This window comes from Arthrobacter arnarulunnguaqae (assembly GCF_051262515.1).
Classification (GTDB): Bacteria; Actinomycetota; Actinomycetes; order Actinomycetales; family Micrococcaceae; genus Arthrobacter_N.
Genome location: NZ_JBIMER010000007.1, coordinates 45,939 through 68,331, shown reverse-complemented (window position 1 = coordinate 68,331; position 22,393 = coordinate 45,939). Strand labels below are relative to the sequence as shown.

At 67.8% G+C, this 22,393-nt stretch carries 20 protein-coding genes, 3 tRNA genes and 3 pseudogenes; 8 read left to right on the top strand and 18 right to left on the bottom strand.

All coding sequences use genetic code 11. The features are described from left to right. Positions 1–75: 75 nt before the first annotated feature. A complete protein-coding gene (locus ACHAAJ_RS08635; RefSeq protein WP_435727678.1) occupies positions 76–1,896 on the top strand; it encodes a glycoside hydrolase family 13 protein in 1,821 nt (606 codons plus the stop codon). Here the strand turns inward: ACHAAJ_RS08635 and ACHAAJ_RS08630 are convergent. The 11 genes and pseudogenes from ACHAAJ_RS08630 to ACHAAJ_RS08580 form a co-directional block, all read right to left on the bottom strand. Next, a complete protein-coding gene (locus ACHAAJ_RS08630; RefSeq protein WP_435727677.1) occupies positions 1,893–2,504 on the bottom strand; it encodes a hypothetical protein in 612 nt (203 codons plus the stop codon). The genes ACHAAJ_RS08635 and ACHAAJ_RS08630 overlap by 4 nt on opposite strands. Beyond that, positions 2,501–3,079, bottom strand: a complete 579-nt coding sequence (locus ACHAAJ_RS08625; RefSeq protein ID WP_435727676.1) for an Asp23/Gls24 family envelope stress response protein — start codon at positions 3,077–3,079, stop codon at positions 2,501–2,503. The genes ACHAAJ_RS08630 and ACHAAJ_RS08625 overlap by 4 nt, the downstream gene beginning before the upstream one ends. Then, a complete protein-coding gene (locus tag ACHAAJ_RS08620) occupies positions 3,076–3,426 on the bottom strand; it encodes a hypothetical protein (protein ID WP_435727675.1) in 351 nt (116 codons plus the stop codon). The genes ACHAAJ_RS08625 and ACHAAJ_RS08620 overlap by 4 nt, the downstream gene beginning before the upstream one ends. After that, on the bottom strand, positions 3,423–3,614 hold the full coding sequence (locus tag ACHAAJ_RS08615; protein ID WP_435727674.1) for a hypothetical protein: 192 nt from the start codon (positions 3,612–3,614) through the stop codon (positions 3,423–3,425). Before ACHAAJ_RS08615 ends, ACHAAJ_RS08620 begins: the two co-directional genes overlap by 4 nt. Further along, entirely contained in the window at positions 3,611–4,087 is a 477-nt protein-coding gene (locus ACHAAJ_RS08610; RefSeq protein ID WP_435727673.1) for an Asp23/Gls24 family envelope stress response protein, read from the bottom strand. The genes ACHAAJ_RS08615 and ACHAAJ_RS08610 overlap by 4 nt, the downstream gene beginning before the upstream one ends. A gap of 41 nt (positions 4,088–4,128) precedes the next feature. Beyond that, a pseudogene (locus tag ACHAAJ_RS08605) lies at positions 4,129–5,919 on the bottom strand (GmrSD restriction endonuclease domain-containing protein). Between the two features lie 2 nt (positions 5,920–5,921). Beyond that, positions 5,922–6,983: a virulence RhuM family protein gene (locus ACHAAJ_RS08600; protein WP_435727672.1), complete on the bottom strand. Its 1,062-nt coding sequence runs from the start codon at positions 6,981–6,983 to the stop codon at positions 5,922–5,924. Positions 6,984–6,998: 15 nt separating this feature from the next. Next, positions 6,999–7,208, bottom strand: coding sequence for a type ISP restriction/modification enzyme (locus tag ACHAAJ_RS08595; protein WP_435727671.1), 210 nt, complete (start codon positions 7,206–7,208; stop codon positions 6,999–7,001). Continuing rightward, complete coding sequence (locus ACHAAJ_RS08590) at positions 7,205–7,852, bottom strand: amidohydrolase family protein (protein WP_435727670.1); 648 nt, start codon at positions 7,850–7,852, stop codon at positions 7,205–7,207. Before ACHAAJ_RS08590 ends, ACHAAJ_RS08595 begins: the two co-directional genes overlap by 4 nt. 192 nt (positions 7,853–8,044) lie before the next feature. After that, positions 8,045–9,040 carry an aldo/keto reductase family protein gene (locus ACHAAJ_RS08585; protein ID WP_435727669.1) on the bottom strand — a complete coding sequence of 332 codons (996 nt, stop codon included), beginning with the start codon at positions 9,038–9,040 and terminating at the stop codon, positions 8,045–8,047. 61 nt (positions 9,041–9,101) lie between these two features. Then, a pseudogene (locus ACHAAJ_RS08580) lies at positions 9,102–9,302 on the bottom strand (helix-turn-helix domain-containing protein); the annotation flags it as partial. A 165-nt stretch (positions 9,303–9,467) separates the two neighbouring features. Between ACHAAJ_RS08580 and ACHAAJ_RS08575 the strand changes: the two are divergent. Further along, positions 9,468–10,828 (top strand): annotated as a pseudogene (locus ACHAAJ_RS08575) (integrase core domain-containing protein). A gap of 134 nt (positions 10,829–10,962) precedes the next feature. On the opposite strand, the gene ACHAAJ_RS08570 reads toward ACHAAJ_RS08575, so the two are convergent. Further along, the gene (locus ACHAAJ_RS08570) at positions 10,963–12,291 is read right to left on the bottom strand and encodes a PQQ-dependent sugar dehydrogenase (protein WP_435727668.1); all 1,329 of its coding nucleotides are present in this window, start codon (positions 12,289–12,291) and stop codon (positions 10,963–10,965) included. 619 nt (positions 12,292–12,910) lie between these two features. Between ACHAAJ_RS08570 and ACHAAJ_RS08565 the strand changes: the two genes are divergently transcribed. Beyond that, the gene (locus ACHAAJ_RS08565) at positions 12,911–13,294 is read left to right on the top strand and encodes a hypothetical protein (RefSeq protein WP_435727667.1); all 384 of its coding nucleotides are present in this window, start codon (positions 12,911–12,913) and stop codon (positions 13,292–13,294) included. 424 nt (positions 13,295–13,718) lie between these two features. On the opposite strand, the gene ACHAAJ_RS08560 is transcribed toward ACHAAJ_RS08565, so the two are convergent. Further along, entirely contained in the window at positions 13,719–14,348 is a 630-nt protein-coding gene (locus ACHAAJ_RS08560) for an isochorismatase family protein (protein WP_435727666.1), read from the bottom strand. Next, positions 14,345–15,430: an LLM class flavin-dependent oxidoreductase gene (locus ACHAAJ_RS08555; protein ID WP_435727665.1), complete on the bottom strand. Its 1,086-nt coding sequence runs from the start codon at positions 15,428–15,430 to the stop codon at positions 14,345–14,347. The genes ACHAAJ_RS08560 and ACHAAJ_RS08555 overlap by 4 nt, the downstream gene beginning before the upstream one ends. A 94-nt stretch (positions 15,431–15,524) precedes the next feature. On the opposite strand from ACHAAJ_RS08555, the gene ACHAAJ_RS08550 reads away from it, so the two are divergent. Next, positions 15,525–16,115 carry a CGNR zinc finger domain-containing protein gene (locus ACHAAJ_RS08550; RefSeq protein ID WP_435727664.1) on the top strand — a complete coding sequence of 197 codons (591 nt, stop codon included), beginning with the start codon at positions 15,525–15,527 and terminating at the stop codon, positions 16,113–16,115. Between the two features lie 79 nt (positions 16,116–16,194). Here the strand turns inward: ACHAAJ_RS08550 and ACHAAJ_RS08545 are convergent. The 3 genes from ACHAAJ_RS08545 to ACHAAJ_RS08535 form a co-directional block, all read right to left on the bottom strand. Next, a tRNA-Phe gene (locus ACHAAJ_RS08545) sits at positions 16,195–16,270 on the bottom strand. A 52-nt stretch (positions 16,271–16,322) separates the two neighbouring features. Further along, a tRNA-Asp gene (locus ACHAAJ_RS08540) sits at positions 16,323–16,396 on the bottom strand. Between the two features lie 100 nt (positions 16,397–16,496). Then, a tRNA-Glu gene (locus tag ACHAAJ_RS08535) sits at positions 16,497–16,572 on the bottom strand. A gap of 121 nt (positions 16,573–16,693) precedes the next feature. Here ACHAAJ_RS08535 and ACHAAJ_RS08530 point away from each other — a divergent pair. The 3 genes from ACHAAJ_RS08530 (at position 16,694) to ACHAAJ_RS08520 (ending at position 19,870) form a co-directional block, all read left to right on the top strand. Continuing rightward, positions 16,694–17,065, top strand: a complete 372-nt coding sequence (locus ACHAAJ_RS08530; protein ID WP_435727663.1) for a metallopeptidase family protein — start codon at positions 16,694–16,696, stop codon at positions 17,063–17,065. After that, positions 17,065–18,006: a cation diffusion facilitator family transporter gene (locus ACHAAJ_RS08525; protein WP_435727662.1), complete on the top strand. Its 942-nt coding sequence runs from the start codon at positions 17,065–17,067 to the stop codon at positions 18,004–18,006. Before ACHAAJ_RS08530 ends, ACHAAJ_RS08525 begins: the two co-directional genes overlap by 1 nt. A gap of 178 nt (positions 18,007–18,184) precedes the next feature. Continuing rightward, positions 18,185–19,870, top strand: a complete 1,686-nt coding sequence (locus ACHAAJ_RS08520; protein WP_435727661.1) for a C40 family peptidase — start codon at positions 18,185–18,187, stop codon at positions 19,868–19,870. Positions 19,871–19,873: 3 nt separating this feature from the next. On the opposite strand, the gene ACHAAJ_RS08515 is transcribed toward ACHAAJ_RS08520, so the two are convergent. Next, a complete protein-coding gene (locus ACHAAJ_RS08515; RefSeq protein ID WP_435727660.1) occupies positions 19,874–20,842 on the bottom strand; it encodes a universal stress protein in 969 nt (322 codons plus the stop codon). A 102-nt stretch (positions 20,843–20,944) separates the two neighbouring features. Between ACHAAJ_RS08515 and ACHAAJ_RS08510 the strand changes: the two genes are divergently transcribed. Then, positions 20,945–22,393, top strand: coding sequence for an NCS2 family permease (locus ACHAAJ_RS08510; protein WP_435727659.1), 1,449 nt, complete (start codon positions 20,945–20,947; stop codon positions 22,391–22,393).

Here is a 22,393-nt window from a genome sequence, read left to right as displayed (position 1 = left end):
CGGGGTGGAACCGCTTTCACGCCGTCGTTAGACTGTCCGGGTCACCAACCGTCGACGCGATCCCGGAGGACGCCCGTGCAGCAGCCCAGCACCACCCCAGCAGGCACCGAAGCCGCCCCGTCCCGCGGCCCGTGGTGGGCCGACGCAGTCATCTACCAGGTCTACCCCCGCTCGTTCGCCGACGCGGACGGGGACGGGATGGGCGACCTGCGCGGCATCGCCGGGAAGCTGCCCTACCTCGAACGCCTCGGCGTGGACGCCGTGTGGCTGTCCCCGTTCTACAAGTCCCCGCAGGCCGACGCCGGGTACGACGTCGCGGACTACCGCGCCGTGGATCCGCTTTTCGGCACGCTCGAGGACTTCGACGCGATGCTGGCGGACGCGCACGCCCGCGGCATCAAGGTGATCGTGGACCTGGTTCCCAACCACACCTCCGACGAGCACGTCTGGTTCCAGGCGGCCCTCGCCTCGGCGCCCGGTTCCCCGGAGCGCGCCCGCTACATCTTCCGCGACGGCGTCGGGCCGGACGGCGCGCAGCCGCCGAACAACTGGCAGTCGATCTTCGGCGGACCGGCGTGGACGCGCACCACCGAACCCGACGGCGCCCCGGGACAGTGGTACCTGCACCTGTTCGACACGAAGCAGCCGGACCTCGATTGGGAGAACCCCGAGGTCCACGAGGAGATGAAGGACGTCCTGCGCTTCTGGCTGGACCGCGGGGTCGACGGCTTCCGCGTGGACGTCGCCCACGGCATGGTCAAGGCCGAGGGGCTGCCGGACTGGTCGGCGAAGGTCGCGATGGTCGCAGGCAACGAGAAGCCGACGGTCGCCGAGCCGACGGACACCGGGAACGTCTCCGTCATCGAGCCGTCCATGGACCTCCCGCCGGAGGACCGGAACGAGACCAACATGGCGCCCTCGGGCGAGGACACCCCGCCGTACTTCGACCAGGAGGGCGTCCACGCGATCTACGAGTCGTGGAACAAGGTCCTCGCGGAGTACGACGGCGACCGCATGATGGTCGCCGAGGCGTGGGTGGAGCCGATGTCCCGGATCTTCCGCTACGTCCGCGCGGGCGAGATGCAGCAGGCCTTCAACTTCGGCTTCCTGCTGGCCGGCTGGGACGCCGGGCGCATCGCCGACAACGTCACCGAGACGCTCGCCGAGGCCGCCGCCGTAGGCGCCCCTCCCACCTGGGTGATCTCCAACCACGACACGGTCCGGCACTCGACCCGCTACGGGCTCAGCGACCCGACGACGTTCCCGAAGGGCATCGCCGCCGCCGACGAGCAGCCGGACGAGCGCCTGGGCTGGGCCCGCGGCCGCGCGGCCGCCATGGTGATGCTCGGCCTGCCGGGCTCCTCCTACGTGTACCAGGGAGACGAGCTCTCGCTCCCGGAGCACACGACGCTGCCGGCCGAGGCGCGCCAGGACCCGAGCTTCTTCCGCACCGGCGGCAAGGAGCGCGGCCGCGACGGCTGCCGCGTGCCGATGCCCTGGGCCGCCAACGCCCCCGGGTACGGGTTCTCCGACGGCGACGCGGCAACTTCGGGCCGGGCGTCTGCGCCGTGGCTCCCCCAGCCGGACAGCTACTCCGCCTACGCGGCGGACCGCCAGGTCGGCGTCGAGGGCTCCACGTTCGAGCTCTACCGCGAGCTGTTGGCCCTGCGCGCCGAGCACGGCCTGGGACACGGCGCGCTGCGGTGGGCCGAAACGCACGACGCCGAGCACGGGCTCCTGGGCTACAACAACGGCGGCGTGCTGGTGCTGGCGAACATGGGCGTCGCCCCCGTCGAGCTGCCGGCCGGCCACCGCGTGGTCGCCTCCAGCCACACAGAGGCCGTCGCCGACGGGCAGCTGTCCGCGGACGCGGCCGCCTGGCTGCTTCCGGCCTAGCGGACGCGCTCGGCCCGCGACATGCGGGTCCGGGCGCCGCCGGCGAGGTGGATGAGCACCGGGCCGCCGCGGCCCAGCGCGGCCTGCACGGCGGCGACGGCGGCGGAGACGTCGTCGGCGATCCGTCCGGGGGCCGCGCCCAGGCGCGGCTGCACCTTGACCCGCAGTCCGGCGTCGTGCTCCGCCTCCCACGTGGTGACGTGCACGGAGACGACGTCGGGGCGCCCGGCGAGCGCGGCGCGGATGGCCTGCTCGGGGACGGCGGCGGCCATTTCGACGACGCCACGCGCCTCGTCGTCGTGGTATTCGCGGGCGAAGACCCCGGTCTTGCCCTTGCCCTGGACGGCGACCCACCAGGCCATGAGCAGGATGAGGCCGATCATGGCGACGGCGACCATGATCCACAGCCAGGAGTCTCGCTGTCCGGTGAGCGTGGTGGCCTCGAAGAGGGCGCCGCTGGATTCGCCGACGCGCGCGGCGAGTCCGCGCCACCCGTCGGCGTACCCGGGGAACGCGGTGAGCAGCAGGCCGTGGGCGCCGGCGGCGGTGAGCAGCAGTCCCAGGAGGGTCAGCACGGTGCGGTTGACGGCGCGCGGTGTCTGGTTCACTGTCCCAGCACCCCGCTTTCGGCGACGCGGACGCGGACGTCGGGGACCGGTTCGATCCGGTTGCGGCGCAGTTCGTCCTCGACGGCGGCGCGGATCCCCTCGGGGTGGACGGGGATTCCGGACGTCGGGCGGACCTGGACCTCCACCCGCGATCGGGAGACGACGACGAGCACCTGTTCGGGGGCGACGGCCGCCTCGGTGCGGGCGCGGCGGGCGAGCGTCGCGGCGATCACCTCGTTGTCCACCACGACGACGGCGTGCGGGTCCGGCAGCGCGTGGCGGGCGCGGCGGCCCGGCAGGATGCCCTGCAGCAGGAAGTAGAGCCCGAGTCCCAGGACGGCCAGGCTGCCGGCGGCGAGGACGAGCGGATCGGCCGATCCGGGGAGGTTGGCGAGCCAGTCCCACCACTGTTCGGGGGACCGGATCCAGACGTCCTGGCCGATGGACTTCAGCGCGGCCTCGAACATGAGGTAGAGGCAGAAGGCCGTGACGACGACCGCCGCGACGACCGATGCGGTGGACCGGGCCGAGTGGAGTTCGTGGCGTTCCAGCCGTTCGCGTTCCTGCTCCGTCACCGGACCCTCCTCTCCGGGCGGGCCGCGGTGCCGGTGACCCGGACGTCGACGCGGCTCACGTGGGTCCCGGTGAGCTCCACGAAGCGGTCGCGGACGGCGGCGCGGGAATCGCGGGCCTTTTCCCAGACCGTGGGAGCGCCGTGCCGGTCGGCGCCGGTGGCGTGCCGGCCGATGGGGAGGGGCAGGCTGAGGCCGAGGGCCAGGGAGCCGAATTCGTCGTTCAGTCCCACGCGGACCTGGGCCGGCGGGACGGCAAAGACGTCCGCCGCGACCGCGCGGGCGGTGCTGGTGAGGGCCTGCGTGCTGATCCGCGTGTGCCCGGCGTACTCGGGTGCCGGCTGCGTCACGACGACGAGCGCCGTCCGGTCAGCGCGTCGCGCACGCCGCGCAGGTCGATCCGCCCCTCGAGCACGCGGCCGACCAGCAGGCCGACGGCGAGGAAGATCGCCATGAGGACGAAGCCCCCGAAGCCGTGCTCCAGGGAGGCCCAGCCGAGCACGGCGGCGACCGCGAGTCCGAGCAGGGTGGGGTTCATCGTGGCTCCGTTGGTGGTGGGGCCGGCGCCGCGGGCGGCAGGCCGGGGAGGTGGACGTCGCCGATCTCCACGTTGACCTCGATCACGCGGAAACCGGTGAGGGATTCGACGGCGCGGAAGACCGCGGCGCGGACGTCGGCGGCGATGGCGTGGAGCGGGCGGCCGTAGGTGGCGGTGAGGACGACGTCGATGGCGGCCTCGGCGGTTCCGACCTCGGCGGTGACGCCGTGCGCGGTTTCGGCGGTGGCCCCGACGGCCCCGCGGAGGGCGCCGAGGGCGCGGTGGGAACCGATGCCGAGGGAGAACACCCCGTCGACGGTGCGGGCCGCCGCGGCGGCGACCTTGGCGACGGCGGCGTCGGAGATGGCCGTGGTACCGGTCGCGCCGGAATGCGTTTCCTGCCTGGGCGGGGTGCTGGGTGGAGCACTGGGCTCCGGCGGCAGCGGGTCCGGCGTGGCGTCGAGGCGGTCCATGGATCCACCCTACCGCCCGGCGCCTGAGGCGGGCAGGACTATTAGAGGCTGCGGTAGTAGTCCCTGATGAAATGCGCCATCAGGCGCCTGCGTTCTTGGAGGAAACCTTGGTAGGACTCGGCGGTCGTGGTGTAGATGCTGTCCGGTATGGCGTTTGCGGCGAGATTCTCACGTAGTTCGTAGCCTTCGGAAATCTCACCCAGTTCACGGGCGCCCGATCCGATCTGGGCTTGGACCCGGTTCATGTAGTCAGCGGGGGCCGAATCCCTGATGGCTATGTTGATCGGTGTCTCTGTGAGTGCGTAGTTGGCGATCTGGTTGTAGTCGCCGCGGTCCGGCACGCCGTTCTTCTGGAGATAGTTCTTGGGAACCAGGTGGTGGATGTCCCCGGCTTCCTCCACCATGCTGCGCACCGTGATGTTTTTCGAGAGGAATCCGCGAGCTCCGGAGTGGACTTGCGCCGCGAGAAACGTCTGGAAGTACGGACTCCGAATGCTTGTGGATTCCATGTCCATGGGTACGGCGACGTCCCAGAAATTCTCACTCATGGCGGACTTCTCAATATTCGCCAAGAGCTCGGGCGCCCCTTGCTCCGCGATGCGGCGGATGTCGGCTTCGAAGGCAGTCTCGAAGGACCCCGTGTATCGGCTCGTGATCAGCGACATCACGAACCAGCGGCGCACCACGTTTTTGATCTCGCCTTCCGTCATCCTCTGTTCGCTGCGCAGGTGGAGGTACAGGGCATAAGCGAAGTTCAGGGCGTTTCCGGAGGTGATCATGCTGGATGAGATGAAGCCGGCCGACTTGATGGTCATGGTGAACTGCTGGAAGTTGTACTGGTTGACGATTTCCAGAAGCACGTTCTCGAGCCGCTTGAACGATTCGACGGCCAGCTGCTCATCGAACCGCCTGGTTTCGAAGTCCCTTCCCGACAAAACGCTGACCAGCGCGGCGACTTTGCCGCGCTTGAACTCCTTGATTCCGGCTACGCGAATAACGTCGGTATAGCTGGGGTCGTACAGGTCCGAGGAATCGTTGCGGAGCCAGGCAATCCTCTGCATATAGCCGGAAGCAGCGAACGCAGCGTCGTTTCGGGATATGTCGTCGTATACATGCGGCGCTACGGCCAGATGGCAGAAATAGTCGATCAGTTTGCGCAGATTCGAGCCGAACGTACCGTGGCTGGCAATCTTGCTCATCGCGAAATCGGCGCTGCTGAGGGGCACGCCTTTGGAGTTAATTCGGATGAAGATCTCGGTGACCGTGTTGATGTCCAGATCGTCAGCAAGCGTGATGATCCCGACCTGCGCGGTCCTGATCGCCCCCAGCTTTCCGAATGCCTGCTCGACGGAGAGCTCGTCGGCTTCGGGGGTAGCCGCTAGGTAATTCCTGATGAAGCTCATGACACCGGGTGCACTGATGTACTCGGCGATGTCGGAAACCCATTCCGGGCTTCGCTCAATGACTGGAGTAAGCGTGGCGAACTCTTCGGTGACTGGGTTGAACGCGATCTTGATGCGCTTCTTCCGGTAAGTCTTATCGACAACATTGGCCCCTACGAGTGCCGCGGTCATGGCGGTGATCCGCTGCTGGCCGTCGATGAGGATCTGTTTGAAGTTGGACGTACTCCCGTCCTTGAGACCGACGTCAAGGCTCTGCCACGTGATGAGCTAACCGATGGGGAAGCCATTGTAGAGGGAATCCATGAGGTCGCGCACTTTGGTGGTGTTCCACACGAAAGGCCGCTGCATCTCGGGAATGGCGACCTGCCCACTGCGGACCCACCCCAGGAGCGTGTCGACCTGCTGTTGCTGGACGGTGTATTTGGCCACGGTCAGATCTCTCTCCCGGACGAATCGTCGCGGTCATGTGTAGAAGTGTCAACGGCCTCGGCTGTTCGCAAGAGTTCGTTCAGGTCGTGCGCTTCCTCTTCGAGAGCCAGTTCGGCGTCCTCGGTACGGCGCCGGTTGTTGAAGTCCTCGTATCGGCGAGCCACTTCGGTTTTCATCGACTCGTGGGACACGGAACCGGCGCCTCGAAGAAGCGAACGCTCGTTGAAGTCCAGGAAGCGGTCCGCCTGCGCTACCCAATCGGCCATGAGGGTCTGTTGGCGACGGCGCGCGCGGTCCTCTGCGAAATCGAGGAACATCACGGTCAGGCGGTCGAGTTCCGTGACTTCGTCCGCCGTGAGGTAGTTTTTTGCTGTCTCCGCGTCGCTTCGCTTGACCTGTTGACCCGCCCAGTTGGTGAGCCCCATGTTGGCCGAGCTCGAGTCCGCACGCTCAAGGACAAGCTCCGCCGCGGTCCTGCCTGCAACCGCGTAGATCAACTTGTTCTGAATGGTGGCGAAGAACGTCCGGGCGGTATCCGAACGGCTGTCGTAGTCCGCGCTCGTCTTCGCGAAGATTTCACGGACCTTTTGGTAGAACCGCTTCTCCGAAGCCCTGATGCTGCGAATCCGCTCCAGCAGCTCGTCGAAGTAGTCAGTTCCTGCCGGATCCTTCAGGTAACCGTCGTTCATCGCGAAGCCCTTAACCAGGTACTCCTTCAAAACGGTGGTGGCCCATTGCCGGAACTGCACGGCTCGGGGTGTAGTCACCCGGTAACCGATGGCAAGAATCATGTCGAGGTTGTAGAACTTGACCTCGCGCTGCACCTGACGCGTGCCCTCGGTTCGAACACTTAACTCTGAGTTAATAGTTGAACTAGGCACCTCACCGTCGGCAATGATCCGCCGGATAAGTTGTGCGATATTTGGAACGGACGTCCCGTACAGCTCCGCCAACTGGGTTTGAGACAACCAGGCTGTCCCTCCCGACGCCCGCAGTTGGACTCTCTGCTGACCATCGTCGCTGGCGTACAAAATAACCGCGCCGGTCCCCTCCTGTTCCCCCATCGTCCCCGTCCCCAGTTATTCGGCAATGTCTAGCGCCGGCAGCGCTGCCACGATCCTATGGGTCTCCACCGACACTGTCACGATCCGTTTGATGAGATCGATGACGTACCGCGGATTCCCAACCTCGCGGCAGTAGTCATTGGGATCGTTGGTGATCTGCGAGTCCTTGTGGGTGGTTACCGGGTAGCGGTCCAGGATCCACTCCAACGCCGACTTGCCGTTCACCTGGTCTCGAAGACCTCCTCCGGGATGCCCTCGAGGGTGATGTTCTGGCTGTAGACGATCCGCGTCTTGTCCTTCCGTGAACCCCGGGACAACTTCTGCACGCGGTAGTACGCGTACTGTTCCTCACCGGACGATGGCGGCTCGGAAGAACGCACTTCCGTCAACTCGCCCGGGACTAGGGGAGAGAATCCCCCCACCTGGATATGGACCTTGAAGATCCGGGCACCCTGTTCCAGGCTGTGCGCGACGATTCGTTCCACACCGGGCTCCGGGTAGAACGTGGCGGAGTGGATGGCATCGCAATGCACCGAGGCGAACGCCGTCGAGTAGTCGTTGAGCCACTCAGCCATGCCTGGGCGGTGTGCGTAGTTCAGCGTGGTGAAGGCCTTCACGCCCATGTTCCGGAGCGTTCGCACGCGCTCCTCCTCGGTATCCCGGTAGACGATGCGCCAGGCCGGAGCGCCGCTGTCCGCAACGCCGTCGAAGAATGCCCAAACCTTCTCCATCACGTTCCGGGGCATGAAATGCACGTGCAGGTCGATGATTCCCGGCACGCCCAACGAGTCGAGGTAGGTGCGGATCTCCGCATCTGAACCCGGTACGGCCGGTATGGCCACGACGAACCTCCCATGGTTGCTTCTCATCGGCGGGCGTACCCGTTTCCCACGCGCCGAGACTCAGCCTAAGCAGGCCCCGGGCGGAGCCACCCGTGCAACTCGCTGAGGGGCCGCACTAGGGACGAACGGACTTCCGATCCGCCCCCTGTCGATCTTCACATGCCCAAGCGGGCAGGGCACAGGGCCAACCCAACAGGTGGGCGCTGGTCCGCGCGTTCCCTACACGCGCTGGGGGAACGATTCCACCTTGGCGGGGTCGCGCTCCACGACATCGCCCAGAGCACCGTCGATCAGCTCGAGCGTGTCATGATTCAAGGCCAAACCGGCGGCCTTAACCGTGTCCTCTAGCTGCTCGGGCCGGCTGGCCCCGACGATCGCCGCGGAGACGTTGGTGTTGGCCAGCACCCAGGCAACGGCCAGAGTGGGCAGCGGCACGCCCAGGTCAGCAGCTATCGGCTTGAGCTTTTCGACCCGTTCGATGACCGCCGGCTGCATGAACCTGTGCTCGGTTTTCAAACCGCCGTCGTCGGAGCTGAAACGGCTGCCGGTCGGACGGGTCACGGCACCGTACTTGCCGCTCAGCACGCCCTGGGCCAACGGCGACCAACACACCTGGGTGATCCCGAGCTCCTCGCACACCGGCACGACTTCGGCCTCGATGACCCGCCACAGCATGTTGTACTGGGGCTGGCTGGAGACGAGCTGGATACCCAGCTCGGCCGCCAGCGCGGCACCAGCCCGGATCTCCTCCACCGTCCACTCGGAAACGCCGATGTAGTGGGCCTTGCCCGCCCGGACGATATCGGCGAAGGCACCCATGGTTTCCTCCAACGGCGTCTCGTAGTCGTACCGGTGCGCCTGGTAGACGTCCACGTAATCCGTCCGCAAGCGGCGCAAGGAACCGTTGATGGACTCCATCACGTGCTTGCGGGACAGGCCGCGGTCGTTCCTGCCCGGCCCGGTGGGGAAGAACGCCTTGGTCATGACCTCGATGCCCTCGCGGCGCACCCCGCGGAGGGCTTCGCCGAGCATCGTTTCGGCTTTCGTGCCCGCGTAGGCGTCCGCCGTGTCGAAGGTGGTGACGCCAAGGTCCAGCGCCTTGCGCACGCATGCCGTGGCGAGATCCTGCTCCACGGTTTCCCCGTGCGTCGCCCAGTTGCCCAGCGCGATCGCGCTGACGTACATGCCGCTGTTGCCCAGTTTGCGGTATTGCATGGAATTCCTATCGAAAGGTGCCGGAGCTGTTCCGCCCAAAGCCTGGACCGATCCCCTAAGGCTATTCGACGGCAGGAACGGCACTCGCGGAGGCACCCGGTGGTTCCACTGGTGCCGCGGCATGTCGACGCAGGTACTGGTACACCGTCTCCCGGCTGAGCCCATACTCCCGGGCCAGATCGGGTTTCGGGGTGCCTGCCCCCGCACGGCGGACGAGCTCGGCGACCTGCTCCGTGTCCAGGGTTTGTTTGCGTCCCCGGTAGTAGTACTTTGTTAGGTTTAGCGTGTGTCGCTTTGAATCTTGTTATGTCGCAGGACATCAGTGACGGTTCTGCCTCAACACATCGGTGACACTTTGGCGTGTTTTGGTCGTGACACTTTCCGAGGGTCAACACGGCTTTGACCGGCGGGGCATAAAGAATGACTGGTGAAGAAGAATGAGCCTGTCGACGCCCGTATCCGCCTTGCCATCGCCCAATGGCCCGATGATGCGCCACGCGGGTCCGTCACCACGTTCTGCGACGAGCACGGCATCACCCGCAAGACGTTCTACGCAATCCGGGCCAGGGCACGGGGCGAGGGCCAGGCCGCGGCCTTGGAACCACGCTCACGCCGCCCGAAGAACTCTCCCACGAAACTCACCGAGGAGCGCAAGCAAGAGGCGCTGAAGGTGCGGGCCGCCCTGGAATCGCCGGACTGGACCACGGGCCGATCAGCGTTCACGACAAAATGGTGTCCCTGAAGATGCAAGCCCCGTCAGTTGCCTCGCTGGCACGGATCTTCCGGGAAAGAAACGTGGCCAGGCTCTAACCAAGGAAAAAGCCCCGGGCCGCGTACCGCCGGTTCGTCTACCCCGCCCCGAACGCCTGTTGGCAACTCGATGCCACCGAATACGTGCTCACCGGCGGACGCAGGTGCGTGATCTTCCAGCTGCAGGACGACCATTCCCGCCTCGCACTGGCCACCCACGTGGCGAGCGGGGAAACCAGCGAGGCTGCCCTGGCGGTCGTCAAGAAGGGCATCGCCGCCCGCGGGGTACCTCAAAGGATCCTCACCGACAACGGGATGGCCCTCAACCCCTCACGCCGCGGGCGGGAAGGACAGCTCGTCACCTACGTGTCCTCGCTCGGCGTCGAGCCGATCACCGGCAAACCGTACAAGCCGACCACCCAGGGAAAGAACGAGCGATTCCACCAGACCCTCTTCCGGTGGCTGGACAAGCAACCCTTCGCCCAATCCCACGCAGAGCTGCAGGCCCAGGTCGACCGCTTTGACCAGATCTACAACACCGAGCGCCCGCATCAGGGACTGCCGGGGCGCAACACCCCTCAGCAGTCCTGGGACGCCACAGCCATCGCCGAGGCGCCGAGACCCAAGCCCGTCCCAGTTCCTCCCGAGCCCCAGGGCCCAAGCCCGGTGCTCCCACTTGTGGGTGCCGCCGAAGCAGCTCCTGACCCCGCCGGCGACGCGGCCGAGAGCACCTCGACTGACCAGCAACCAGAAGCACCACGGGAGGCGGCACAAAGCACCATCACCGGCAGCATCGCCCACCCGGCAACCACGGGTAGCCAGAAACTGCGGGTCTATCCCAACGGCGTCGTCAACATCGGCAGGACATTGTTCTCCTTGACCAAGGCGATGGGCGGCCGCATCGTCATCGCCGACTGGGACGCCGAGGGAATCGTCTTCGTCAGCACCGAGGGCGAGATCATTGTGGAGTACCTATGGCCGCCGGAAGGTACCGCGTACGTGGGCATCCGAAAGGCCCGCGCCCGCTTCCGCAAGTAGGCGCTGGCGAGGGGAACTGTTACCGATGTCCGGAGAAATCGAGTGTCACCATTGTCCTGAGACAGAACTGTCACCGATGTTTCGAGACATCACAGTTTCAAAGACCGGGAGGACCGCGAGGTGGCGGGAATCCGTCAGCGGGTGATCTGATGGATCTGACCGGACGCCCCCGGTTCGAAGACCAATGCGTAGAGTTCGTCGTCCTCGTCCTGGCCGAAGCCGATGAGCTGGACGTCCAGGGGCTCGTCGCGGAGCTCGACGACGCTGTGGGGCCCTGTCTTGGAGCCGGAAGTGGCGAACAGTCTGCCGTGTGCGTTGTTCAGCCGACGAGAGGTGTCGCCGAATACGTACTGGCCTTGGAGGGCCGGGACCTCGGTGCCCCGGTAGACGTACCCGCCGATGACGGCGGTGCCGTCGTCGTGGTCATACTGGGCCACTGGGTCGGTGAACGTGGCGTCACTGGTCGTTCGAGCAAACACGAATGCGTCGGAGCGTGAACCCTTGAGTTGGAATTCGCCGGGGTTGAACAGGAAGCTGCCTTCCCGGGCTCGCCAGCCGTAGTTGCCGCCGGCGGAGACCACGTTGACCTCCTCGACGTCGTTCTGACCGACGTCGCCGACCCAGGCCTGGGCAGGGGTTCCGGTGTTGGTGGGGGTGAAGTCTTGGGCGTCGAAGGAGAACCTGTAAGGATTGCGGAAGCCCATCGCGAAGAGCTCCGGGATCTGGCCGGCGGGGCGTGTGGTGGCGAAGGGGTTGTCCGCCGGTATGCCGTACTGCTTGTTTTTGGAGTTGGTCCCGTTGACGTCGATCCGCAGCAGGTCACCCAGCGGGTTCGTAGGGTTCTGCCCGTTGCCGTTGGCGCCGTGGCCGAACATCGGGGTGTCGTCGAAGTTCGTTTGGCAGTTCTGGTCGTCTGCGCCGCCGCCGTCACCGAACGCGATGTACAGCATGCCGTCGGGACCGAAGTGCATGTCGCCCGCGTTGTGGTTGGATTGTGGCTGGTCGACCGTGAACAGGACGCGGCTGCTGGATGGCGCGCCGAAGCGGAGCGGATCGGTGCTGGTCGGGCGCCATTCTCGGATCACGCTGCGATGGTCGGGTACGGCGCCGGAGAGATCGCAGGGACCGGGCGGGTCAGGAGGCAGTGGGAAGGTGGCCTGATCGGCTGGGTCGAATGCTTCGGAGGTGTACGTGAAGAGCCGGCCGTCGGCGGCGAAGGCCGCACCGAGGAAGCCCCGCTCATCGTCGGGGGCCTGGGGGCCGACCAGCAGTTCGCTGACGTCAAGGACGGTGGTTAGCTGCGCTACCGGGCGAGGGGCGTCGATGCTGAGCTCTTTGAGATGCCCGATCTGGTCGACGATGTAGAGCTTGCGGCTCTGCCCTGGTGCGGTGATCCCTGCGAGCGGTGCGGTCACGTCGGTGCTGACGAGCGCAAGCCCGACTTTTACAGGACTCTGAGGCACGTCGGGGACGGGGTCGCCAATCCCATCGCCGCCGCTGGCGGACGCCGAGCTTAGGGCGAGCGCAGAAATGGCCGCCCACGCAGTCGCGACGACGGTCAGCCGGGCAAGCCGCGGGCGCCGCGAGGAGCGGCTATAGCCTGGTGATTGGTCACGCATGAGGAGTCCTCTCAGAAGCGACTCAGGCGTCGAGTGCCGCCTGAGGGGGCGTCATCGAACTACCATGCTTCGGATGCTCACAGAAGGCTCAAGACTAAGCCCCAAAAGCAGGTTTAGTCCTGGGCCGAAACGCTGTCAACCCTTCAGAACGGCATCGTCGTAGACGACTGACCCCGCTTCAGTCGATCCCTTGCGGCCCCGGGGGAGGAACATCTGAATGACAGGCGTTAGCAAGGCTGGCCGACCAGTACGGCGCCTTGGTCGAGGCGCCCCGACGGCCAACGTCACTTAGCGAGGATCCCGGATACCCCACCGCGCGCCGGGTGCTCTCGGCCGCGGGGGCCACGGTCGAAACCCTTCCGGTCGGCGCCGACGGCCTGCGCGCGGACCAACTCGCCACGCTCCCCCACCCGCCGGACGCCGTGCTGGTGACCCCAGCCACCAGTACCCCCTCTGCGGCCACATGCCCGTCGGGGAACGGCTGGCGCTGCTGGCCTGGGCCACCGAAAACAACGTCCTCGTCCTCGAAGACGACTACGACAGCGAGTTCCGCCACCGCCGCATGCCGCTGCCGGCCGTGGCCTCGCTTCCCTCGGAAGCGGAGGTCGTGCTCGCGGGCAGGTTCTCCAAGACCCTGAGCCCTCGGCTACGCTGCGGCTACCTCGTGGTCCGCGGCGAAGCCGGACGCATGCTCAAGAACACGCGCCGGGACCCCGACACGCCGGTGGCGGCCTCGCCCGGCACATCGCCCGGGCCCGGCGGGATTACGCACACCGCCGCCGGCTCCTCCTCGAACGCTTCGGCTCCCGGGACGACGTCGACCTGTCCGCCCTCCACCCCGTCCTGAGCTTCGGCTCGGAAACCGACGCCAGCCAACTCGCTGCGACGCTGCTCCAGCGCGGGCTCCGCGTCGCGACGCTCGCCCGCTTCTACGCCCGCATACACCCGCCCAACGGCCTCGTCATCGGTTACGGAGCGCCCACCGACCTCGAACTCACCCAGGCACTCGACACCCTCGTGGCGCTCATCGAACAGGACTGTAAGCCACCCGGGGCAAGCCACCAATCCGTCGGAAGGACCCCCTGACCCCGGAAGGCAGCCCAAAAAGTCGAACCCCGACCCGGTAACTTCCCAAGCGCCACCGGCTTCCTGTTTTCGGAGATTGAACTAAAAGCTCCTATTCGTCGATCCGTCGAGGGATGGGGACGGATTCCTGTGGCATTGGGGACCATTGATCCTTGCTGGGTGGGTTGGCGGGCCGGTTCGGGGCGTCAGCGGGAGGTTCGTCCTTGGGATGCGGAGGTCACTAGGTCGCTCTTGGACAGCGGCTCGCCAGCCGTGGCGGCGGACGTCCAGGTCTCGGTGTCGGCGACGGCCGCCCAGTTGGAGTGCAGCAACGCCATGATCGTGCCGTGGACCTGAGGGGCGCCGGCGCTACCGGCCTCGTTGGCCAGATCGATCGCTCCGGTCGCATCGGAAACGACCTCGACGGCGAAGCCGAGGGGTTCGGCCGCGGCGGCCGAGGCGATCACGCAGTTGTTCGTCATGTAGCCGACGAGCGTGAGGGTGTCGACGTCGTTCTGGCGCAGCCATGCCTCGAGGTCCGTGCCGGCGAAGACGCCGGAGAAGTTCTTGACGACGTGCTTGGCGGCAGCCTTCTGGCGCTCGGAGACGAGGGGGTGGCTCTGCGAGGTGGCGGAACCGGCACCGAACACGGGGGCTCCGTCCGGGAGCTCGTGCCGCACGATCACGATCGGGATGCCTGCCCGTTCGGCGGTGTCGATCGCAGTCCGGATGCGGGCGATCGACTCGTCTCGGGGCGGGTACTCGATAGGAAGCAGGCCCTCGAAATACTCCTGCTGGGCGTCGATGACGATCAGGGCTCGGCGTGGGACGGTCATGGGGTTTTTCCTTCGATCGTGGTTGGCAGCGCGTAGTGGTCTGCGATGAGTTCGATTCCTCGTTCGTCGCGGGCAGCCGAGTGGCCGCCGACAACGAGCATCACCTCGTCGGCGCCGGTGCGTTCGTGCAGGGCTTCGAGTCGGTCGGCAACGGCCGCGGGAGTCCCGTGGAAGCTGCGGTTCGTGTACGTGTCGATGACCTGCCGCTCCTGCACGTCGGCGGGGTAGGCGGCGACCTCGTCCGGCGGCAGCAGCAGGTAGCCCTTGCGCTGGAACATGCGCAGCATCGCCATCGCCGAGGTCGCCGCCTGCCTTTTGGCCTCGCCGGGATCGTCGTCGATGGCCACGGGGATGCTGACGAGCGTGTGGGGTGCCGCAAGCACGTCGGAGGGGCGGAAGTTCTCCCGGTAGAGGCGCAGGGCCGTGTCTATGTCGGCGTCACCGAACTGCAGGGCGAACGCGTAGGGCCTGCCGAGTTCCGCGGCCAGCAGGGCCGAGTACGGGGACGATCCCAGGACCCAGACCTCCGGGCCGGTTGACCGCGCGGGCACGCGGTTCTCGGCGGCCTGCCACGGTCCCGGGACGGCGTGGACGTCTCGATACGGGTGCCCCTGCGGGAAGTCGTCACCGAGGAACCCCAGGAGTTCCACGACCTGCTGCGGGAACCGGTCATTGGCTTCCGTCCCGCGGCGCAGCGCGGCCGCCGTCGCAGGGTCGGTGCCGGGAGCCCGGCCCACGCCGAGGTCGATCCGCCCCGGCGCCAGGGCATCGAGCATCCCGAACTGGTCGGCGATCACAAGCGGCGCGTGGTTGGGGAGCATGATCCCACCCGCACCCAAACGAATGCCCGAGGTCTCGCCAATAAGGCGGGCAACCATCAGCTGCGGCGAGGAGACGGCCGTGGCGGCCATCGCGTGGTGCTCGGACATCCAGAACCGGTGGTACCTCCGCCGGTCCGCCGTCCGTGCCAGCGCGACGGTTCGCGCGAGGCCATCCGCGGCGGTCACCCCCACCCCGGTGCTGCCGTTGGCGAGCACGGATAGGGCGAAGGGGGCGGTGGCGGAAGGGGAAGTAGCGGGCATGCGATCTCGACTCTCATGGAAACAGCAATGTTTTCTCGTGACAAAGAGGCTAGCACGATCATCACGGAAGACGTCAACTGATACCATGAGAACTATGGCGGACCTTCTCTTGCAGCCCGCGCCCGGGGCCGACGAACACCCCTCGCTCGCGCTGATCAACAGCGCGGCACAACTTCCCGGGGACAGGCGCATCGACGAGCTGAGCAGTCCAGCGGCGGCGACCGCCTGGATGGTCGAGCGCGGCCTGGCCTCGCCGGAGGCCGCGGTGCAGGAGTATTGCCGCGGCCGGCTGGCAGGACTCCGCGACGACCTTCGCTCGGTCTTCGCCGCACACGTGACCGGCGGCGCCCCGGACGCCCGGTCCTTGGAGGCCGTCAACCGCGCCTTGAGCAGCGCGCCCGGCGCGCTGCTCCTGCGGCACGACCCGGCCGCGGGCTTCACCCGCACGGCGGCGCACCCCGTGACCCAAATCGTCGAACACGCCATGGCGGTCATCGCCGAAGACGCCGTCGCGCTCCTCACCGGGGAACAGGCGGCACTCGTCACGCGCTGCGAGGCCACCTCGTGCGACCGGTTCCTGTTGCGCACCCATGCCCGGAGGCAATGGTGCTCGACTCGCTGCGGCGACCGGGTGCGGGCGGCCCGCGCCTACGCGCGCAAACACGACCGGGTCGCGGCAAGCTAGGGCCGACTCAAGGACGACGGCGCTCCGGCACCGTCCGGGCAAAAGCAAAACCCCCCGGGACATCCCGAGGGGTTCTAGCTGGTGGCTCCGACCGGCGTCGATCCGGTGACCTTTCGATTTTCAGTCGAACGCTCTACCAACTGAGCTACAGAGCCTGGCATCATCTGTCGATGATCACCGTGATCCTCCGTCGCCGGAAAACCAAAGCGACCCTGACGGGACTTGAACCCGCGACCTCCGCCGTGACAGGGCGGCGCGCTAACCAGCTGCGCTACAGGGCCTTGCTCGTGGGTTTCACCCCACTGTTCACCGGCTTTGAACCCGGCTCACAAGACCTAAACTTTAGCAGAGGGAAACCCCGCTTGTGAAATCAGGCCTTGCTGGTACCCCCAACGGGATTCGAACCCGTGTCGCCGCCGTGAAAGGGCGGTGTCCTAGGCCTCTAGACGATGGGGGCTCAGAACTCCGCGCGGGATCACTCCCGCGCAGTGGACCTCATAAACTATAAGCGACGCCCGGGCATCCGCAAAACCGGCTTCGCGAACGGCCCGGCACGTCCCGCTGGGTAGAGTCGGGGCATGGCCTACAGCATGTCCGGGGACGACTTCGAACGCGCGGTGGTCCGCGCCCTCGACGAGGTCCCGGAGCCGCTGCGGGACATGATGGACAACGTCGCGATCTTCATCGAGGACCGCTACGAGCCGCTCCCCCACGAGGACCCGGAGACCGTCCTGCTGGGCCTGTACGACGGCGTCCCGCTCACCGAGCGCGACCAGGGCTGGGGGGCCGGCTCCATGCCGGACCGGATCATCCTCTACCAGGACTCGATCCTGGACATCTGTGACACCGAAAAAGACGTCGTCGAGGAGGTCGGCATCACCGTGGTCCACGAGATCGCCCACCACTTCGGCATCGACGATGACACCCTGCACTCCCTGGGCTGGGGCTGATGGGCGCCGGGCACGGGGCGCACGCGGGCCACACCCACGGGCTGACGGGAGGGACGGCCTCCTCGCGCCACCGGCGGCGGCTGGCCGCCGTCGTCGCCATCACCCTCCTCGGCGTGGCCGCGCAGTTCATCGGGGCTCTGGTCTCGGGCTCGCTGGCGCTCCTCGCGGACGCCGGGCACATGCTCTCAGACGCCGCCGGGGTGTCGATCGCCCTGTTCGCCGTCTGGGTCGCGGGCCGCCCCGCGACGTCGAAGCGGACCTTCGGCTGGCAGCGCGCCGAGGTGCTCGCCGCGCTGGCGAACGCCACCGCGCTGGTGGCGATCGCCGTCGTCATCTTCGTCGAGGCCCTGCGCCGCTTCGGGGAGTCGCCGGAGATCCAGACGACGCCGATGCTGCTCGCCGCCGCCGTCGGCGGCCTCGCCAACCTGGTGTGCCTGGCGATCCTCCACGGCGGGCACCGCGAGAGCCTCAACGTCCGCGGCGCGTACCTGGAGGTGCTCGGCGACCTGCTGGGCTCGGTCGCCGTGGTGGTCGCCGCCGTCGTCATCATGCTCACGGGGCGGACGGTCGCGGACCCGATCGCCTCGATCGCGATCGCCGTGATGATCCTGCCGCGCGCCTGGTCGCTGATGCGCGAGGTCGTGGACGTGCTGCTGGAGGCCGCGCCGCGGGGCGTGGACCTCGACGAGGTGCGCCGACACATCCTGTCCGTCGACGGCGTGACCGGCGTCCACGACCTGCACGCGTGGACCATCACCTCCGGCGTCCCCGTGTGCTCCGCCCACGTGGTGCTGGACGGCGAATCGTTCACCCCGGAGCGCGCCCACCTGGTCCTGGACCAGCTGCTGGACTGCCTGGGCGAGCACTTCGACACCGAGCACTGCACCTTCCAGCTGGAGCCGGCGGGACACGTGGGCCACGAGTCGGCCGGCCACGCGTAGGTTCGAAAAGCCCGAAATTCCGGGTCAGAATGACACTGATGTTATTCGTGATGAAGTTGTGACGCTTGTTGCATGTGTTGCTCCAGTTGACTTAGTCTCGAGATAAGTCAGTATCCGAACCGTGACCTTTTGGCGTCCTCGCACCCGCCCGGCACGGGCTCCCGCAGTGAGGATCAGCATGGCCAAGCGGCACACACTGGGCGTCGCCCTGTGCACAATCGCACTTCTGGGGAGCACCGCCCTGGCGGGAACCGGCGCCCTCGCCGCCCCCGGAAGCGGCTCCCTGACCGCCAGCGTCGAGTTCAGCGCCGCGCAGATCGAGGCCGCGAAGAACAACCCCACCCGGCTCGCCGGCATGGTCGCCAAGATCGAGACGGCCATCGGGGATTCGAACGCGGAACTGCTCGGCGCCGAGGCGTCCGCCCTCGAGGGGCTCGACGCCTCCACCGCCGCGGCCGAGGTGCTGCGCGAACGCAACGCCGCCGCGCAGGACGCCCAAACCCAGGCCGCCAAGGCCTCCGCCTACCACCGCGCCGTCCGCGAACAGGTGGGACAGCTGGCCGGGGACCTCTACCGCAACGGCGGCATCAACCCCGGCGTCGTCTCGCTCCTGGAGGACGGCGACGACAACGACATCCTCTACAAGGCCGCCACCATGAACACGCTGGCCGCCAACCGTTCGCGCACCCTCAGCACGGCCGAACAGGCCGCCACGCTCTGGGCCGAATGGCGGAACTACGCCGCGGCGACCGAGGACGCCGCCGCCGAGGCCGCCGGGGCCAGCGCCGCCGCGCTCGACGAGGCGGAACGCACCCGCGCCGCCTACGAGGACCGCGCCGCGGCCCAGCAGAAGCTCCGCGGGGAACTCATCGCGCAACTGGCCTACCTGCGCGACACCTCCGTGGCCGCCGAGTCCGAGCGCATCGAGGCAGTCGAGAACGCCCAGCGCGAGGAGGCCCTGCAGGCCACGCTGGCCGCCGGCCCGGCGGCACCCGCCGCCGTCGCCCCCGTCGCCGAGGCCGCTCCGGCGGCGCCCGACGCCGTCCCCGACGCGGTGCCCGTGGCCAGCTCGCTGTCCCCCATCGCCCCCGCCGCGCCGGCCGCCGAGTCCCGCCCCGCACGGGCGGCCGCGCTGCCCACGAGGCCCGCCACCAGCACCACGCCGGAGCCCGCACCCGCGCAGGCCGCCGCCAGGACCACCGCGCCGGCGGCCGCGCCAATCAAAACCACCCCAACCAAAGCCGCTTCCCCCAAGAGCACGCCGGCCCCGGCCACCCAGGCAGCGCCCACCCAGGCCGCGCCCGCCCCGAGCAGGACGGCCAGCCCGACGCCGACCCCCAAGCCCACGCCGGTGGCTAAGCCGAAGCCCGTCGTCAAAGCCACGCCGACGCCGACCCCCACGCCTCCGCCGGCCCCGAAACCGGCGCCCAAACCCGAGCCGACCCCGGAACCGGAGCCAGCCCCGGCCCCGTCTGCGGGAACCAGCTCGTCCATCGTCGAGCCGGCGATCTCCTGGGCCATCCGGACCGCGGACGACGAGAGCATCCAGTACCGCTACGGCGCGAACGGCCCGGACTTCTACGACTGTTCGTCCTTCACCCAGCGGGCGTTCGGCAAGGGCGGGCTGTCCCTGACGCGGACGTCCACCAGCCAGTACTTCAACGCACCCACCAAGATGCCGCTGAGCCAGCTCAAGCGCGGGGACCTGGTGTTCTCCTCCAGCAACGGCGGGTCGTCGTTCTACCACGTGGCGATCTACCTCGGTAACGGCCAGGTGGTCCACGCGCGGAACCCGTCAGTGGGGATCTCCGTCACGCCACTGAGCCACGTCAACAACCTCTACCCGTACGCCGGGCGGTACTAGCCCCTACCGGGTGTCGGCCGGATCGTCGAAGTCAGGGCGGTTCGCCAGGCGGGCGTCGTCGCGGTCCGGGACCACCATCACCGGGCCGCGCGAGTGGTGCAGCACCCCCTGGCTGGTGGACCCGAGCAGCATGCCGGCGAATCCGCCGCGTCCGCGGGAGCCGGTGACCAGCAGGCTCGCCTTGGACGACTCGTTGATCAGCACCTCGATCGGCGGCCCGTCGATGACATCGGACTCGATGACCAGGTCAGGGAAGTGGCTCTGCAGCCACCGCGTCCCGGAACGCAGCTGCCGGCGCACGTCCAGCGTGAGCGCCTCCTGGTCGACGGTCGCCGGCATCCAGGCCAGCGAACCGGTCAGCGGCGGGAGCGCGCAGACCACGCGCAGCGGAACGCCGCGCGCCGTCGCCTGCTCGGCCGCGACCAGGACAGCCAGCCGCGCGCGCTCGGAACCGTCGACGCCGACCACCACGATGTCCCGCTGCCCGGGCGTCTGCTCCGCGCGGTCCCTCACGCACAACGGCACGACGACGGAGGGGCACTTCGCGTGCGCGGGCAGGGCGCTGCTGACGGAACCCAGCAGGCGCCCGACGAATCCGCCGCGGCCACGCGTCCCGACGACCACCAGGTCCGCCTCCGCGCTGAGGTCCAGCAGGACGCCGGAGGGATCCCCGGACTCCACCCGCGCACGGACCTCGATGCCGGGATCCGTGATCCTGTCGCGGGCCTGGCGGAGGACTTCCTCGGCGCCGTCGCGGATGACCTGGTCGTCCAGCGTCGCGTAGCCGGCGTCCATGCTGGAGGCCGCGAAGACGGGGATCGTGTAGGCGGTAACGATGTTCAGGGGGACCCCGCGGCGTTTGGCCTCCGCGGCGGCCCAGTCCAGGGCGCACAACGCGGGATCCGAGCCGTCGACACCCACCACGATTCCATCCGTCGGAATGGTCGATCGATCGTGAGCTTGTTCACTCATGGCCTTCGCTCCTTCGTCATTGGCGGGGCTCCGTTGCCTCCATTGTTCACCCTACCCAGACAAGCGTCCATGTCAGCCGGGCGAACCGCATAGGATTTGCCCATGCAAAAACAGGCCTCTGCGGTTGTGGACCGCTACTTCCGCATGACCGAGCGCGGTTCCAACTATTCCCGCGAGATCCGCGGCGGTTTCGCCACGTTCTTCGCCATGAGCTACATCGTGGTCCTCAACCCGCTGATCCTCGCGGGCGCGGACTCGACCGGCGCCGAACTCGGCATCCCGCGCGTCGCCGCGGTGACGGCGCTCGTGGCCGGCGTCATGACCATCCTCATGGGCGCATGGGCCAAGCACCCGTTCGCCATGGCCACCGGGCTGGGCGTCAACGCGTTCATCGCCATCACCGTCGCCACCAACCCCGGCCTGACCTGGCCGGACGTGATGGGTCTGGTCATCGTGTCCGGTGCCACCATGCTGGTGCTGGTCCTCACGGGCTTCCGGACCGCCGTGTTCAACGCCGTCCCGGCCTCCCTGAAGACCGCGATCGTGGTGGGCATCGGCATGTTCATCGCCCTCATCGGCCTCGTCAACGCCGGTTTCGTCCGCCGCGTGCCGGACGCCGCGGGCACCACGGTCCCCGTCGGCCTGGGCTTCGACGGCACGCTCACCGGATGGCCGATCCTCGTCTTCATCGTCGGGCTGCTCCTGACCATCGGGCTGGTGGTGCGCCACGTCAAGGGCGCCATCCTCATCGGCATCGTCGTCTCGGCCGTCCTCGCCAACATCCTCGAGGCGGTCTTCAGGATCGGCCCGAGCTTCAACGGGGCAACCGGCGAGTTCAACCCGGAGGGCTGGTCGCTGGTGGTGCCCTCCCTGCCCGAATGGACCCTGCCCGACCTGTCGCTGATCGGCGAGGCCAACGTGTTCGGCGCCTTCCAGAACCTGGGCGCCACCGCGGCCCTCCTGCTGGCGTTCGTGATCCTGCTGTCCATCTTCTTCGACGCGATGGGCACCATGGTGGGGCTTGCCAACGAGGCCGGGACCGTGGACAAGGACGGCAACATCCCCAACGTGGACCGGGTCCTGCTGGTGGACGCGCTCGGCGCGATCGCCGGCGGCGGCGCCTCCACGTCGTCGAACCAGATCTACGTGGAGTCAGGCGCCGGCATCGGCGAGGGCGCCCGCACCGGGCTGGCGTCCATCGTCACGGGCGTCCTGTTCCTGCTGGCCATGTTCCTGACGCCGCTGATCTACCTGGTGCCGTTCGAGGCCGTCGCGCCGGCCCTCGTGGTGGTCGGTTTCATGATGATCAGCCAGGTCTCGCGGATCGATTGGACCGACTGGGGCGTGGCGATCCCGGCGTTCCTGACGTTTGTGCTGATGCCGTTCACGTACTCGATCGCCAACGGAATCGGCGCGGGCTTCGTCGCCTACGTCTTCATCCGCGCGGTTCAGGGGCGCGCCCGCGAGGTGCACCCGCTGATGTGGGCCGTCGCGGCCGCCTTCGTGCTGTTCTTCGGCATCGGGGTGATCGAGCAGGCCGCCGGCATGTAG